This window comes from Neobacillus soli NBRC 102451 (genome assembly GCF_001591665.1).
Classification (GTDB): Bacteria; Bacillota; Bacilli; order Bacillales; family Cytobacillaceae; genus Neobacillus; species Neobacillus soli.
This window is the reverse complement of the sequence record NZ_BCVI01000001.1, coordinates 36667-53161: the sequence shown is the minus strand read 5'-3', so window position 1 is coordinate 53161 and position 16495 is coordinate 36667. Positions and strand designations below refer to the sequence as shown.

At 39.1% G+C, this 16495-nt stretch carries 17 protein-coding genes; all 17 read right to left on the bottom strand.

Features of this window, described 5'->3' with window-relative positions:
• Positions 1–104 precede the first annotated feature (104 nt).
• The 17 genes from spo0A to spoIIIAF all read right to left on the bottom strand — a co-directional run bounded on the left by spo0A (position 105) and on the right by spoIIIAF (position 16491).
• Positions 105–893: a sporulation transcription factor Spo0A gene (gene spo0A / locus BSO02S_RS00290; protein ID WP_066060691.1), complete on the bottom strand. Its 789-nt coding sequence runs from the start codon at positions 891–893 to the stop codon at positions 105–107.
• Between the two features lie 289 nt (positions 894–1182).
• Positions 1183–2472, bottom strand: a complete 1290-nt coding sequence (gene spoIVB, locus BSO02S_RS00285; RefSeq protein WP_066060689.1) for a SpoIVB peptidase — start codon at positions 2470–2472, stop codon at positions 1183–1185.
• A gap of 164 nt (positions 2473–2636) precedes the next feature.
• Positions 2637–4346 carry a DNA repair protein RecN gene (gene recN, locus BSO02S_RS00280; protein ID WP_066060687.1) on the bottom strand — a complete coding sequence of 570 codons (1710 nt, stop codon included), beginning with the start codon at positions 4344–4346 and terminating at the stop codon, positions 2637–2639.
• A gap of 15 nt (positions 4347–4361) precedes the next feature.
• Entirely contained in the window at positions 4362–4811 is a 450-nt protein-coding gene (ahrC, locus tag BSO02S_RS00275; protein ID WP_066060685.1) for a transcriptional regulator AhrC/ArgR, read from the bottom strand.
• 155 nt (positions 4812–4966) lie between these two features.
• A complete protein-coding gene (locus tag BSO02S_RS00270) occupies positions 4967–5806 on the bottom strand; it encodes a TlyA family RNA methyltransferase (RefSeq protein WP_066060683.1) in 840 nt (279 codons plus the stop codon).
• 3 nt (positions 5807–5809) lie between these two features.
• Positions 5810–7705, bottom strand: coding sequence for a 1-deoxy-D-xylulose-5-phosphate synthase (gene dxs, locus BSO02S_RS00265; protein WP_066060682.1), 1896 nt, complete (start codon positions 7703–7705; stop codon positions 5810–5812).
• 187 nt (positions 7706–7892) lie between these two features.
• Positions 7893–8786 carry a polyprenyl synthetase family protein gene (locus tag BSO02S_RS00260; protein ID WP_066060681.1) on the bottom strand — a complete coding sequence of 298 codons (894 nt, stop codon included), beginning with the start codon at positions 8784–8786 and terminating at the stop codon, positions 7893–7895.
• Between the two features lie 2 nt (positions 8787–8788).
• Entirely contained in the window at positions 8789–9022 is a 234-nt protein-coding gene (locus tag BSO02S_RS00255) for an exodeoxyribonuclease VII small subunit (RefSeq protein WP_066060679.1), read from the bottom strand.
• Positions 9012–10370, bottom strand: coding sequence for an exodeoxyribonuclease VII large subunit (gene xseA / locus BSO02S_RS00250; RefSeq protein WP_066060677.1), 1359 nt, complete (start codon positions 10368–10370; stop codon positions 9012–9014). Before xseA ends, BSO02S_RS00255 begins: the two co-directional genes overlap by 11 nt.
• A 131-nt stretch (positions 10371–10501) precedes the next feature.
• On the bottom strand, positions 10502–11356 hold the full coding sequence (gene folD, locus BSO02S_RS00245) for a bifunctional methylenetetrahydrofolate dehydrogenase/methenyltetrahydrofolate cyclohydrolase FolD (protein ID WP_066060675.1): 855 nt from the start codon (positions 11354–11356) through the stop codon (positions 10502–10504).
• Between the two features lie 40 nt (positions 11357–11396).
• Positions 11397–11795, bottom strand: a complete 399-nt coding sequence (gene nusB / locus BSO02S_RS00240) for a transcription antitermination factor NusB (protein ID WP_066060673.1) — start codon at positions 11793–11795, stop codon at positions 11397–11399.
• Between the two features lie 196 nt (positions 11796–11991).
• Positions 11992–12399, bottom strand: a complete 408-nt coding sequence (locus BSO02S_RS00235; RefSeq protein WP_066060671.1) for an Asp23/Gls24 family envelope stress response protein — start codon at positions 12397–12399, stop codon at positions 11992–11994.
• A 24-nt stretch (positions 12400–12423) separates the two neighbouring features.
• Entirely contained in the window at positions 12424–13773 is a 1350-nt protein-coding gene (accC, locus tag BSO02S_RS00230) for an acetyl-CoA carboxylase biotin carboxylase subunit (protein ID WP_066060670.1), read from the bottom strand.
• Between the two features lie 18 nt (positions 13774–13791).
• Positions 13792–14298 carry an acetyl-CoA carboxylase biotin carboxyl carrier protein gene (accB, locus tag BSO02S_RS00225; RefSeq protein ID WP_066060669.1) on the bottom strand — a complete coding sequence of 169 codons (507 nt, stop codon included), beginning with the start codon at positions 14296–14298 and terminating at the stop codon, positions 13792–13794.
• Between the two features lie 347 nt (positions 14299–14645).
• Positions 14646–15200, bottom strand: coding sequence for a SpoIIIAH-like family protein (locus BSO02S_RS00220; protein WP_066060668.1), 555 nt, complete (start codon positions 15198–15200; stop codon positions 14646–14648).
• 15 nt (positions 15201–15215) lie between these two features.
• Entirely contained in the window at positions 15216–15869 is a 654-nt protein-coding gene (gene spoIIIAG / locus BSO02S_RS00215; protein ID WP_066060666.1) for a stage III sporulation protein AG, read from the bottom strand.
• A complete protein-coding gene (spoIIIAF, locus tag BSO02S_RS00210; protein ID WP_066060665.1) occupies positions 15862–16491 on the bottom strand; it encodes a stage III sporulation protein AF in 630 nt (209 codons plus the stop codon). The genes spoIIIAG and spoIIIAF overlap by 8 nt, the downstream gene beginning before the upstream one ends.
• Between the last annotated feature and the right edge of the window lie 4 nt (positions 16492–16495).

Genomic DNA, 16495 nt, shown 5'->3' with positions numbered 1-16495 from the left:
ACAATTCTATAAGTCAAAAAATTATATATTCCTTCTTATTTAAAAATAAAAAGCCTTCATTTCAATGAATGAAGGCTTTGTTTTTATCAACACTAACAATCTTTTCAGGACGCCTTATGCTCAAGGCGAAGTTTGTCAGCCACCATCGCGATAAATTCCGAATTTGTCGGCTTCGCTTTTGACATACTGACCGTATAGCCGAACAAAGAAGAAATGGAATCGATATTGCCGCGGCTCCATGCCACTTCAATGGCGTGACGAATGGCCCGTTCTACACGGCTTGCTGTTGTGTTAAATTTTTTCGCAATATCAGGATACAAGACTTTTGTGATTGAACCTAATAGCTCGATATCGTTATACACCATGGAGATGGCTTCACGCAAATATAAATAGCCTTTAATATGGGCTGGAACGCCAATTTCATGAATAATACTAGTAATACTTGCATCCAAATTTTTGGGCTTTTGTTCAGATTGACTGCGATAGCTTGTTGAGGACTTTCTTGTGAATGAATGACCATTACCACTAACTTGTCGAATATGGTTGCCTAGATGCTCCATATCAAATGGTTTCAAAATAAAGTAGGATGCACCTAATTCAACGGCTTTCTTGGTCACATCTTCTTGACCAAATGCTGTTAGCATAATAACATTTGGCAGGACCGCCTTTTTCATCTCACGGAGGCGCTCAAGAACAGCTAAACCATCAAGATGCGGCATAATAATATCCAGCACGAGAACATCAGGGTCTGTTGTCGATAACATATCTAAGCAATCTTGGCCATTATGGGCAATTCCGACAACTTCCATATCATCCTGGGACGAAATATAGTCCTCTAATAATCCAACTAGCTCCCTATTGTCATCAACGACACAAACTTTTATTTTCTTCAATTCCAGTTCCTCCTCAGGTTTAAATCAAATCTCTATTTCATCATTAATTTACAATTCATCTGTAAGCTCTTAGTTCTATTCTAAATTAGAAATTCGACAATGCAACAAAAATTCCTCTCATTTTTTTAAAATTTCTTAAAATAGTGATAAAACACCAATTTTTCTTTGTTTTTCTTCCTTTTTCGACGAAAATCGCTCATTTTCCAATAAATAGTAGGTATTTGTCGAAAAATGGTATTAAAAAAGAAAGCAAAATAGGCAATTCCACCCATTTTGCTCGCAATTTGGTTTAACTTGCTTTATTTTTCGGCATATCATATATGTTAATTCCAGCTTCATTTAGCATCCATTCGATGTGCACTCCATATCCAGAGGTTGGATCATTGACAAAGACATGTGTAACTGCTCCAATAAGCTTTCCATTTTGAATAATCGGGCTTCCACTCATCCCTTGGACAATTCCTCCCGTCTTTTCCAGGAGCTTAGGATCAGTTACTTTTATTACCATGCCTTTGGTAGCCGGAAACTTTTGCGGGATTGTGCTGACAATTTCAATATCAAATTCTTCCACTCGGTCATCGTTCACAACCGTTAATATCTTTGCTGGTCCTACTTTTACTTGATGGGATAGAGCAATTGGCAGCGCTTTATCCATCACTCCGTTTTTTAATTCCTTATTTAATTCACCAAATATCCCGAATGGACTATTCTTTTGAATATTTCCAACGATTTCACGGTCTGAAGAAAACCGTGCCAGTTTTTCGCCTGGGTCACCATTGCTTCCTTTTTCAATTGAAGTCACGGTAGAACGAACAATTTGCCCGTCTTCGACAACAATTGGCTTTTTTGTATCCATATCAGAAATTACATGCCCTAAGGCACCATACTTTTTTGATTGTGGATGAACAAAAGTCATTGTACCAATTCCTGCAGCTGAATCTCTGATATACAAGCCAAGCTTATAGGTATTTTCCCCTTTATCTTTTAAGGGAGTTAGTTTTGTTGTAAATTTTCCACTTTCGCGGCTAATCACCATATCAAGGGCTTTACCATCTTGTCCAGCATCTTGCACAAATGGTGCAACGTCTGTCATTTTTTCTATTTTGCTTCCATTGATTTCTGTAATGATATCACCGATTTTTATACCTGAAATTTCACCTGGTGATTTTTTTCCTGTTGTGGTATTGATTAAATGGTGGCCAACAACCAAGACACCAACAGTATTTAATTTCACTCCAATTGACTGTCCGCCTGGTATAACTCTAAAATCCTTCAAGACATGTACATCGACCTTTTTTATGGGAATACCTGCAAACTCCAAAAGCATTTCATTTTTTCCATTTTCAGAGGTCTTTACGGAAACCGAATGTTTTTCTTGATCAAGTGAGATAGTTGAATTTTGAGAAACTAAAGTGGCTGAAACCGGTGCAGCCTTTTGAAAGTTAAAGTCTTGTCCTTCAAAAACAGTAATAGTCTTAGGTATTTTCATGTATTGCTGCATAGGCTGAAAAAATAAAAGGCTAATTAATGAAACAAGGAGAATTCCACCAATAATTTTTCTAATTATTTCTAACTTCAAAATTTTTCACTCTCCTCGCTTCTTTTCACTACTTGAAATGGCTACATCTTTAATTTTGCCTCCTTGACAATCATTTATAACTTGGTTCTACATAAAAAAGCTACCCAAATTGGATAGCTTTTCAATTTTTATAAAAAATATAGTAATTTTAGCTCATCAATTGCTTAATTCCTAACACCAACGCTTCCGCTTTTTTTATTTTCTTCAGCTAAATACAATAATTCCTCGGCATGTTTTTTGGTTAAATCAGTAATTTCCGCACCGGAAATCATCCGGCCAATTTCATTAATCTTTTCATTGAATAGTAACGGGGTCACAAAGGTTTTCGTTCTTCCCCCATTAATGATCTTCGAAATAAACAAGTGTGTATCAGCCATTGCCGCTACCTGGGGCAAATGTGAAATACATAAGACCTGCGAACCAGTCGCGACTTTATAAATTTTTTCAGCAATGGACTGGGCAACCCTACCACTTACACCAGTATCCACCTCATCGAAAATAATCGAAGTTACCCCTTGATGCTTGGAAAAAATACTTTTTAACGCTAACATAATTCGAGATAATTCCCCTCCGGATGCCACTTTGGAAAGTGGCTTCAATGGTTCTCCCGGATTCGTTGAAATATAAAATTCGACTTGATCGACCCCATTTTTTGAAAAATGAAGCGAATCGGATTGAACACGAATTTCAAAAACGGTTTTTTCCATATATAATGCTTTTAATTCTTTATGTATTAAGCTAGTCAGCTTTTCTGCCCATTTATGGCGAAGCTCCGTTAATTGCTTTGCTTCAAGAATGAGGTCTTTTTTAATAGAGGTTAATTCTATTTCTAATTCGCTTATATGCGTTTCTTTATTTTGTAATGTTTCAATTTCTTCTTCAATTTTAGCGGCATATTCTAATATTTCATCAATTGTTTTGCCGTATTTCCGTTTAAGCTGATTCAATTCATTTAATCGATCTTCAATTTGATTTAACCTTATTGGATCGTACTCTAATCCGTCCAAGTCATTTCTTAATGACCGTGCTGCATCCTCCAACTGATAAAAGCTATTCGACACAGCTTCAAAAATTTCTTTATATGCCTCATCAAGCGCCGCAGCATCTTCAAGGTGCCCCATAACCATACCGAGCCAATCAAGACCCTTTTGTTCACCGTGTAGTGCCGTGTAGCCCGACTGGATGGCTTCAAACACCCTTTCAAAGTTACTCAGTTTCCTTTTTTCCTCATAAAGCTCTTCATCTTCATTCAGCTTTAAATTCGCCTTTAGAATTTCATCTAATTGAAATTGAATTAAATCCAGTCGATGGGCTGTTTGCTGGTCATTTTCACTCAATGCTTTTAGCTTTTGCAATGTTTGCTCATAACGTCGAAATACTTGCATATATTCGCCATGCGAAGCTAGAATTTCTTCGGAACCATATTGATCCAGCAATGACATATGCCTTGTCTCATCCATCAATTCCTGATGTTCATGCTGTCCATGGATATCAACAATTGTTGACCCAATTTCCCTTAACGTGGAGATCGTTACTAGTTTTCCATTAATACGGCACACGCTTTTTCCTGTTCGGGAAATATCACGCCGTAAAATAACCATTCCCTCTTCGATGTCGATTCCAAATTCCAATGCTTTGGTAAACACTGGATGCTTGGAATCCTCCAACTGGAATAAACCTTCTATTTCAGCCTTTTCCTCACCATGACGGACAAAATCAGCTGAACCTCTTCCACCTGCTAACAAATGAATGGCATCAATGATTATTGACTTTCCGGCTCCTGTCTCCCCCGTTAAAACGGTTAATCCCTTTTCAAATGTAATGGATAAAGCCTCAATAATAGCGAAATTTTTGATTGATAATTCTGCTAACAAAGAACACTCCCCCAATTAAAGCATATCTAGGAACCGATTGGTGATGATTTCCGTATCCTCCGGTGTTCGACAAATGATTAACATCGTATCGTCACCGCAGATGGTTCCTAATATTTCTTCCCAATCAAGATTATCAATTAGCGCACCGATTGCCATCGCATTACCAGGTAAACATTTCATAACTAATAAATGTCCTGCTGAATCAATCCGTACAAACGCATCAATTAATGATCTTTTTAGTTTTTGTAATGGATTAAATCTTTGGTCCGCAGGCAAGCTGTATTTATAACGTCCATCGGTTAATGGAACCTTAACGAGATGTAATTCTTTAATATCTCGCGAAACCGTTGCCTGTGTTACATTATAGCCTAAATTCTTCAGCTCATCGACTAACTCATCCTGTGTCTCAATGTCATTATTTGCAATAATCTCTCTTATTTTTATATGGCGTTGGCCTTTATTCATTTTTTCACCCCGTAAAAGTTGAAAAGATCCAAGTATTATATAGTAAACTTGCCTTTTCTACACATATGTTAGCCCATTTTTACAGGCTTGTACATTTTTTCTTTTGGAAAAGGAACGAATTTCTTGAGATAAAGAATAGAAGGATAAGCCTATGCCTATCCTTCTGCATTTAGTTTCGATTTAAATTCCAAATGGGACTGTTTGACAACTTCCTTCGTGGTTATCGGTAAATGATTAACGCCTATTTCCCGTTCACCTTCCCATTTCAAATGGAGCAGGTATTCTATATTCCCATTCCCGCCAGTAATCGGGGAATAGGATAGGGCGGCAACAGTAAACCCTTGTTGAATTGCAAAATTAATTATTTTGTCAACTACCTGTAAATGGACTTTTTCATCGCGAACAATTCCTTTTTTTCCAACTTGGTCACGTCCAGCCTCAAATTGCGGCTTGACGAGAGCCACGATATCACTTCCAGGTACCAAAAGTGTTTTTAGCACTGGCAGGATTAGCGTTAAAGAAATAAATGAAACGTCAATCGAGGCAAAATTCGGCATTTCTCCATTTAAATCGGCTGGTGTCACATAGCGGAAATTTGTCCTTTCCATTACTACGACACGCTCGTCCTGCCTAAGCTTCCATGCAAGCTGATTGTAACCGACATCTAAAGCATACGACATGGCTGCACCATTTTGAAGTGCACAGTCGGTAAACCCGCCTGTAGAAGCGCCAATGTCTAATAATACCTTATTCAAAACACTTAGATCAAAAACTTTCAGGGCCTTTTCTAGCTTTAATCCTCCACGGCTCACATACGGAAGCATCTTCCCTTTTATAGTTAGTGGAATATCAGCCAATACCTTTTCTCCCGGTTTATCCAGCCGCTCTTCATTGGTATAAACAAGCCCCGCCATAATGGTTCGTTTAGCCTTTTCACGCGTTTCAACTAATCCTCTTTCGACAAGTAAAATATCTAACCGTTCTTTATTTTTCATTAGTTATGCCCTTTGTTGTTTCTTTCGTGCTAGAGTAGAAATCCTTTTTATTACTTCTTCCGTCGTTAAACCAATTTCTTCAAGAAGTGAGCCTACATCCCCGTGTTCAATAAATTGGTCCGGGATCCCTATTCGGTCGATTTGAGCATGATAGAACCCATTGTCATGCGCGTTCTCAAGAACAGCACTTCCAAAACCGCCCTGCAAAATCGCTTCCTCAATTGTGAGAATCGGGATATTTTTTGTAAAAAGGCTGGTAAGCATCTTCTTGTCTAATGGCTTAATAAAACGAGCATTGACAACTTTGGCGGAAATTCCTTTCTTTTCAAGAAAATCCGCTGCTTCAAGCGCCATCGGAATGGTCGTGCCAAAAGTCAAAATAGCTGCGTCATCGCCTTCCTTTAGCGTCTCCCATGTACCGATTGGAATTTTTCGGTATTCCTCATCCATCGGTACACCTAATCCATTGCCGCGCGGAAATCTCATCGCAATTGGACCGTCATCATAATTTAGTGCTGTGTAAACCATATGCTGACCTTCATTTTCATCTTTGGGCATCATTAAGACCATATTTGGAATATGTCTTAGAAAGGCAATATCAAATACACCTTGGTGGGTTTCACCATCTGCTCCTACCAACCCTGCACGATCGATACCGATAAATACATTTAAGTTTTGACGGCAAATATCATGTACCACTTGGTCATAGGCCCGTTGTAAAAAGGTGGAATAAATCGCCAGAAAAGGCTTCATGTTTTGTGTCGCTAATCCTGCGGCAACGGTTGTAGCATGCTGCTCAGCAATCCCCACATCAAACATTCTGTCAGGGAACTCACTAGCAAAGCCTTCAAGCTTTGAGCCGACAGGCATTGCGGGTGTAATCGCTACGATCCGTTCATCCGTGCGTGCCAGCTTTCGTACTGTTTCACTGACAAGGCTGCTCCACGCAGGCGGTTGCTTTTTATTCGGTTTTACAAAAGCGCCTGTGTCCATCTTATATGGACCTGTACCGTGCCATGTTCCTGTTTTATCACTTTCTGCCGGTTGGTACCCTTTACCTTTCTTAGTGATTACATGAAGGAGGACAGGCCCTTCCGTCTTTTTAGCATTGCTTAAGCTTTCAAATAAATTTTCAAAATTATGTCCATCGATTGGACCTAAATAGGTGAAACCAAGTTCTTCGAAAAACATTCCTGAAACAAATAAATATTTTAGGCTGTCTTTTACCCGTTCCGCCGTTGCCGCAAGTTTACCACCAACGGCAGGCACTTTTTTCAATAGAACTTCGAGTTCATCTTTTACCCATTGATATTTTCCGGCCGTTCGCAATTGGCCAAGAATATTATGAAGGGCACCAACATTTGGAGCAATCGACATTTCATTATCGTTTAAAATGACAATCATGTCTTTCTTCTCATGTCCGATATGATTTAGGGCCTCTAATGCCATCCCGCCTGTTAAAGCCCCATCACCAATAACCGGAACGACGAAGGATTTTTCCTTTTTTAAGTCTCGCGCAATCGCCATCCCCATTGCAGCTGATAGAGATGTTGAACTGTGTCCTGTTTCCCAAACGTCATGCTCACTCTCTATCCGTTTTGGGAACCCGCATAAGCCTTTGAATTGCCTTAATGTATCAAACTCACATGCCCGCCCCGTCAAAATTTTATGAACATAGGATTGATGGCCAACATCCCAGATAATTTTATCCTTTGGGCTATTAAAACATTTATGTAACGCTAGGGTTAATTCAACTACGCCTAAATTCGGCCCAATATGGCCGCCAGTTACAGACAGCTTTTCAATCAAGAAGTTACGAATTTCTTGGCTTAAAGCCTCCAACTCTTTATTTGACATGCCTTTTAAAAAGGCCGGGTCCTTTATTGATAACAGATCCATTTTTGGATCACTCACTTTCATACTTTTTCATAATCAGCATTCGTTGATGTAGTATATTACACACTTGGCTGTTTCACTTACCCTTAAAAAATAGCCGCTAACACGAAAGTGATAACGGCATTGACAATGTTTTCTACATTGAAAACAATTATAACACACTTATTTCTTTGCCTCAAATGACCCCTTTTTAGTGGTCTCTAGAGGCAACTAAATCCGTTATTTCCATTAGTAAGTTCATATTCAAACCCGTTTTTTCCAGATAGAATTTCGAGAGGTTTATTTGTTTTTGTAAGGCGGCTCTAGCCCCTTCCAATGATAACAATTGTGGATAGGTACTTTTAAGATTGGCTGAATCACTGCCAACGGGCTTCCCAATTACTTGTTGATTTCCGACCAAATCTAGAATATCATCTTGGATTTGAAAGGCAAGGCCCAGGTGGCGGGCAAATATAGATAAATTATTTAATTGGTTTTGACTGGCTTCTGCCAAAATAGCCCCTGCTAAAACACTAAATCCTAGCAGTTTACCTGTTTTATGAATATGTATATACTCGAGTTCCTCAAGGGTTAATGACTTCCCTTCCCCTTCCATATCGGCAACTTGACCGCCAACCATCCCTTCCGTTCCAGCAGCCTTAGCCATCTCCATGACTAATTTTAATTTGGTATCTGGCGTAGAAAATTCGGATGGAATTTTCCCAATGACCTCAAAACTATAGGTTAATAAAGCATCTCCAGCCAAAATGGCGATTGCATCACCAAAAACCTTGTGGTTAGTCGGTTTTCCTCTCCGAAGATCATCATTATCCATGCTGGGCAGGTCGTCGTGTATTAGGGAATATGTATGGATCATTTCAATTGCAGAGGCCGCTAACAACCCTTTTTGAGGGTCTATCCCAAACGCATCCAAGGTAGCGAATAATAAAAGCGGGCGGATTCTTTTTCCTCCCGCTTCAAGAGAATAAATCATCGATTCTTTTATACTCTGAGGAGCATCAAGCCTTTCAACCAGGGTTCGAAGCTCCGAATCAAGCAGCCGTTTATATTTTTTTGAAAATGCATCTAATAACCCTGTTTCCAAAACTATTCCTCCTCGTCAATTGAAAAGCTTTCTGTCCGTCCATCCTCCGTAATAATTTGTGTTAACTGTTCTTCAACACTTTTTAATTTGTCATGGCAAAGTTTGGATAGTTCCATACCTTCTTTATAGAAAATAATCGCTTCTTCTAATGGTACATCGCCTTCTTCAAGTTTATCGACAATTTGTTCAAGCTTCGCCATTGCCTCTTCAAAGGATATCTTTTTTTCATTCGTCACGTTTTTCGCTCTCCTTTATATTTTCCACTTTACATAATAGACTGCCATCCGTTAATTGAATTTGAACGCGTTCGTTCTCTTTAACCTGACTGATGCTTTTGACTAGTCGATTATCTTCCGAATAGGCCAAACTATAGCCGCGTTCCATTATTTTCAAGGGGCTCAATGCTTGTAAGGTCGAAAGGATCCGTTCAAAATCTGTTTGTTTCTTAGATAGTACCTGGAGCATTGTTCGGTTCATATCTTTTTGGGTTCGTACAAAACGTTTTTGGGCAGCAAGGACTGCTTCGCTTGGATGGCTCCTTTGCAGCCGTTTATAAAGAATTTCATGCTGCCCGTTTTTTAATAAGGATAATCTTGACGTCCCACGCACTAGCATTTCTGTTAGTTTGTCTAACTGCTCAAGTTTTTGTTCATATAGACGATGCGGATAGCGAAAGGCATATGATTTTTGAACACGATTTAAGCGCTGCTTATCAAACTGGAATTTCCCCCTAATGACATGGTGCATGCGAGTTTGCCGCTGTAGGATTCTATCCATTAGTTCCTCAATATGCGGGACAGCTAGTTCAGCAGCACCCGTTGGAGTCGGAGCCCGTAAATCAGCTACAAAATCTGCAATCGTAAAATCTGTCTCATGACCAACAGCTGAAATAATCGGAATCCGTGATGAAAAAATAGCACGGGCCGTGATTTCCTCATTAAACGCCCATAACTCCTCAATCGAGCCTCCGCCACGGCCAACAATCAAAACATCGATTTCCTTCATGCTATTGGCCTTTTCAATAGCTTTCGAAATGGAAGATGCTGCATTATTCCCTTGTACAAGGGCAGGGAAAACAAGAATATTTGCAATAGGATAGCGCCTTTTAATCGTAATAATAACATCCCTAATAGCTGCTCCCGTTGGTGAGGTAATTACACCTACTGTTCTAGGATACTGAGGAATAGCTTTTTTCGTTTCAATCGCGAATAATCCTTCTGATTCCAGCCTTTGTTTTAACTGCTCATAGGCTAAAAATAATTCCCCAATGCCATCAGGCTGCATTTCCTTTATGTATATTTGATATTGACCGCTGGGCTCGTATACACTGATATCACCCTTTACAATCACCTTCATTCCGTTTTCGGGTGAAAATTTCATTACACGTGACTGGCTGGCAAACATCACAGCAAGAATCCGGGCTTTTTCATCCTTTAATGTAAAGTACATATGTCCGCTCGAATGCTGTTTAAAATTTGAAATTTCCCCTCTTACATGAATATCCCGTAAATGTGGGTCGACATCAAATTTTCTTTTTATGTATTTGGTTAAAGCATTCACTGATAAATATCTTTGTTCAGGCATAAGTAACTCCTTTTCGACCGATTAAAAATAAACTGTCCTTATCCATTATATATTTAGCCCCTCTTTTTGTCCGGAAAATCAACTGAAAAAGGAACATAAAATAATAAAAGATAAGGACAATATCCTGCTTATTAACGGTCAATACTTTCATTAGCTGATTTTAAGGTATTATACATAAGCATGGTAATAGTCATCGGACCCACTCCCTTTGGAACAGGTGTAATATATCCCGCTTTTTCGCTCACTTCATCAAAAGCAACATCACCGCAAAGCTTCCCTGCTTCATTGCGGTTAATTCCGACATCAATGACGACAGCACCTTCTTTAATATGTTCAGCGGTAATAAAGTTCGGGATTCCAACAGCCGCAACAAGGATATCAGCTTGGTTTGTATGTAATTTTAAATCCCTAGTTTTTGAGTGGCAATAGGTTACGGTTGCATGTTGATTAAGGAAAAGTTGCCCTACAGGCTTGCCGACGATATTACTTCTACCTACAACAACAACATTTTTCCCAGCAATGGAGATACCCGATTCTTCGAGTAATACCATGATCCCATAGGGCGTACATGGCAAGAAAGTATTCTGCCCTGTCATCATCCTGCCAATATTAATCGGATGGAAACCATCGACGTCCTTTAATGGTGAGATGGATTCAATTACCTTTTTTTCATCAATATGTTTGGGGATTGGCAATTGAACCAAAATACCATGGATCTTCGTGTCTCCATTCAATTCTTCAATTTTTGACAGTAATTCCTCTTCGGAAACCTCTTCAGGCATTTCAATTAATAACGAGTTCATACCAAGTTCCCGACATGCTTTTTCCTTACTTTTTACATAAGTAAGAGAAGCATGGTTATTTCCGACAAGAATTACGGCTAATCCTGGAGTTACACCCTTACTCTTAAGCTTTTTTACTTCTACAGCAATCGCTATTCTTTTTTTCGCAGCAATGTCTTTTCCATTAATAATTTTCGCGGTCATTTCCTTTTCTCTCCCTTATCATCTGAGAGGACCAAATCAATTAATCGTTAAGAAGCTTTTGTTTTACCTTTGATAGAACACCATTAATAAACTTGCTTGATTGGTCATCTCCATAAATTTTGGCTATCTCTATGGCTTCATCTAAAATCACATTTTCAGGAACTTCATTTCGAATATAAATCAATTCATATGTTGCTAACCGAAGCAAGTTCCGGTCAACTGTTGCCAAACGGTCCATTGACCATTTCTCAAGACTTCCCATGATTAACTTGTCAATTTCTGTTTTATTTTCAACTACTCCTAAAACAAGCTTGTTAAGATATTCGTCTCCTGCCTCCCCCTCCAAAACATGTTCAATCGCTAACGCTGGTTCACTATTACTAACATCGATTTGAAAAAGGGCTTGTAATGCCTTTTCCCTTGCTGTTCTTCTTTTCATTATACCGTTAACTCCTTTAGAGATATTAATCAATTTTTGTCTATTTTTCATACATACTATTGTATTAAATCATTTAAAGCTTGAATGCACATAAAAAGATAATAGCATAACTAGAAATGATTCGCACTGTACGGTTAATATTTTTCCATAAGAAATAAAAAAACCAAAGGAAAAAAACTCCTTTGGTTTTCAAATTTTATAGTTCTGATTCAATTTCAGGTTCAATCTTTTGGTTTTCAAATTGAATCCCAACCACATGAATATTGACTTCTTCCGCATCTAAAGCAGTCATATTAAGCAACGCCTGACGAATGTTATCCTGTACCTTTCCGGCTACAGAAGGAATCGATATTCCGAACTTCATCGTACAATAAACATCAACCTTTATTCCCGACTCAGTTAGTTCAACCTTTACGCCTTTACCGTGATTTTTTTTACCTAAACGTTCAACAACGCCTGTAGCAAAATTACCACGCATCCCAGCTACACCTTCGACCTCGGCAGCAGCAATTCCTGCAATAACTTCTATCACCTCAGGGGCAATTTCAATCTTTCCGTGTCCATTATTACCTTGTTCCATTTCCAAAACACTAAATTCGCTCATCCAAAACACCTCCAGATATTTGACTTACTTCATCACATCATGCAATTCTAGGAATTTCGTATTAAAATTGCCTTCTACGAAAGTTTCATGATCGAGCAGTTTTAAATGAAACGGGATCGTTGTATGGATCCCTTCAACAACAAATTCACTTAATGCACGTTTCATTCTTGAAATTGCCTCTTCCCTAGTGTTGCCATATGCAATGACTTTCGCAATCATGGAATCGTAGTATGGTGGAATTGTATACCCTGGATATGCTGCTGAATCAATACGAACGCCAAATCCTCCTGGTGGAAGATACATGTTGATTTTTCCTGCAGATGGGAGAAAATTCTTTTCTGGATTTTCTGCATTAATCCGGCACTCGATCGCCCAGCCCGTAAAGGTGACATCCTGCTGATTTAAGGTTAATTTTTCGCCGCTTGCCACTCGAATTTGTTCTTTAATAAGGTCGATTCCAGTGACCATTTCTGTTACCGGATGTTCCACCTGAATCCTTGTGTTCATTTCCATAAAATAATATTTACGATTGCGGTAGTCATATATAAATTCTACCGTGCCGGCACCTGAATAATCAACTGCTTTCGCAGCTTTTACTGCTGCATCACCCATTTCTGCACGGATTTCACCGTCTAACGCAGGTGAAGGTGATTCTTCAAGCAGCTTTTGCAGTCTGCGTTGGATGGAACAATCTCTCTCTCCAAGATGGATTGTGTTTCCGTATGAGTCAGCAAGGACTTGAATTTCAACATGGCGGAAATCCTCGATGTATTTTTCAATATATACTCCGGGATTTCCGAAGGCGGTCAATGCTTCCTGTTGGGTGATATTAATGCCTTTAATTAATTCCTGCTCATTCTTCGCAACGCGGATCCCCTTTCCGCCACCGCCGGCTGTTGCTTTGATAATAACTGGATAATGAATCTTTTCAACAAGTTTAAGGGCTTCATCGATGTCATTAATAATTCCGGTGGACCCTGGGACAATCGGTACCCCCGCTTCCTGCATCGTTTCCCTAGCAATATCCTTTGTACCCATTCTGGTAATCGCCTCTGGGCTTGGTCCAACAAAGGTTATATTACATTCACGGCAGAGCTCAGCGAAATCGGCATTTTCGGCCAAGAAACCATAGCCCGGGTGAATGGCATCACAAGCTGTTAGCTTTGCAACACTAATAATATTTGTAACGTTTAAATAACTGTCTTTTGAAGATGTAGGTCCAATGCAATAGGCTTCATCTGCCAGTTGGACATGTAATGCTTCACGATCTGCTTCAGAGAAAACGGCAACCGATTCAATTCCCATTTCCCGGCAGGCGCGAATAATCCTAACTGCAATTTCTCCTCTGTTTGCAATTAACAGTTTTTTTATCATCCTGTAACCGCTCCTAACTTAAGGCTTTACTAAAAATAAAGGCTGTCCATATTCTACCAATTGGCCATTTTTAACAAGGACTTCAACAATTTCCCCGTTTACTTCTGCTTCAATCTCATTAAATAACTTCATCGCTTCTACAATACATACGATAGAATCTTTTGATACAACAGATCCAGCTTTCACATATGCATCCGTGTCCGGGGTTGGAGAAGCATAGAAAGTCCCCACCATTGGCGAAGTAATTTTGTGTAGATTTGTTGCTTCAACATTGGCTGTTTCTCCATTGGCCGCTTCCTTTTTTACTTCCTGAACGGGCGCGGCAGGAGCAGCTACATGAGCGACTGGTTGTACTGCTGGTACAAATTCAGCTTCAAGTGCTGTTGGAACAGCATGTGAAACATATGTAGCTGCAGCATTTTTCTTCATTTTGATTTTTGAACCTTCATTTTCATATACAAATTCATCGATACTTGACTGGTCAACCAATTTAATTAACTCACGAATTTCTTGTACTTTTAACATTGAGTAACACCCCTTGTACGTCTTAAATTTGCTATCATTGAAACTTGAATACTGTCTAGCTCCAGCGCCCAGCGACTAGTGTACTTCACGCTCCAGTAATGTCATGCGCTAAACTGGCGCTTCCGCCTTTCTTATGACTAGCTACTAATACTATACGATAATACCTTATGAAAATTCAATAATCTAAATCATGTGGAGCCTAACAATTCACCCATGCCCGCTTACTTAATCATAATATCTTTTTAAGAAAAAGGGAATTGTGACCCCTCGCATCAGCCTAAATCAATATATTACAGGAATTTAAGCAAAGAAAAAAGGAAAGCCGCTGACTTTCCTTTTTTCGTATTTTATTTTGATGGCTGGAATTCTACTGCTACATAATTCGTCTCGCCAATTTCTTTTTTCACCTCTTGAATAATTTTATTGGCCTCAGCAGCGGAGTGTTTCTTCTTGGATTTCACTGTAACGAGTACTTGCTCGCCATCGGCTCTGACAAGGGCATCCTCATATCCCAGGGTTTTTATCATTACTTCAAGAATTTCTTCTTGTTGGGCTGTTTGATTTAATTTATCCATTTGATCCTTCACCTTGCTGCGTTGATCGGCAGGAAGATTAGTAGAGGCCAGTTCAGTCGTTAATTCTTCAGCCTCTTTACCGCGTACTTCTTCAAGCTTCATACGAAGTTCTTCAAACGCTGCATCGCCTGCTGCAGTGGACATGACTATTTTACCATCCTTAGCATCGGGTTTTGTTTTACCCTGATTTTGATCTTTAGCCTTTTGCTGTACTGCTGTCAAATCGTTCGACTTTTTTTGCTCTGGAGAGGTTATATAATAAACCGATAACACAACTACTAAACTTAACATTGTTAATAACCAAACTGTTTGTTTTTTCAAAAGCATTCTGAAATCCCCCTTTTATTTTTTAGGCATAACGGCCACACGGTAGCTTGGTACGCCTAAAGCCCTTGTAACTGCCTCAACAATCCACTTTTTCACTTGGATATTTTCAGCACCCTTAGCAACTATAAGGACACCGCGAATTTCTGGTTTTTTCGTTTCTACCACAATAGGAACCTCTTTTTCCCCTTCACGGATAATCACCAGTTGTTCATCTGTTGAGTTCTCCTGTACCTTACGCTGTCCGCCATCACGATCTGTTTCGTCAGTCGTTTGAGCTTTTGAGACTCTATTTTTTTCTAGAATTTTCTTATCTGTTGAATCAATGTTGACAACAACAGTTACATCGTTTACTCCTAACATCTCCTGGATTGCTTTTTTAAGTTGATTCTCGTACTTTTCTTCATATTCGGCTGCGGCCTTATTACCCGAGCTCTTTTTCAGACCAAATGCTGCTACATCTTCGGAATCTACTTTTTCACTTGCCGCAGCAGGTACATCCGATGGATTTGTATTTGGTTTAAATATGATATTACCTGCCACCATAAACGCTGCACCGATACAGAGAACAAGGAGCAAATACTGGTGCTTCCCTAGTTTTTTCTTCTCTGAATTCCCTTCCATCTTTAGCATTTTTTTGAGCCATGATAATGGTCCTTGGTTGTTATCCATTTTCCTTTTTAATCCCCCCTTCAATCGAAACTTCCACTGTTTTTTCAGTTACATTCCATTTTTGCGAGAGAAATGCGGCTATTTTTTCTGTTTCTTCTGTTGTTTTTTTTGATGGAAGAGGTGTTTCTGTGCCTATTGAAACTTGTTTTATTGCTTCGACTGTCTTCACTTCGTTTTCTGGCTGTTTCAGAAGAACCGTAACCATTTGGAGGTTTTCAGGGAATGCTTGGTCGCTTTTTTCATTTATTGCTAGATCAATTGTCGCTATCTCCAATCCGTATTGTTCCATCAACTCCTTCTTCACGTCCTTTTTCAGCTGGACAGTCATTTCTTCTAAAATATATGCACTTTGTGAGGCTTGTATTTCTTTTTTCTTCAAATCTATTAAATTTTTCATATTTTTCTCTCCAGGTGCTTGATAAGATGGGATTAGAGCAAGGGCTGATTCAAAATCCTTGGAGATTAGTTTAAAAATTGGGGTAAGAATAATCGCAATTAAGAGCAGTCCTGTAACCATTTTGGTATACTTTTGCATGCTTGAGTTCGGCAAGAGCATATCAATAACTGTAGCTAACAGGATAAACAGAATAATATTTGTTACCCACTCTTTTAAAAAATCCATTCTT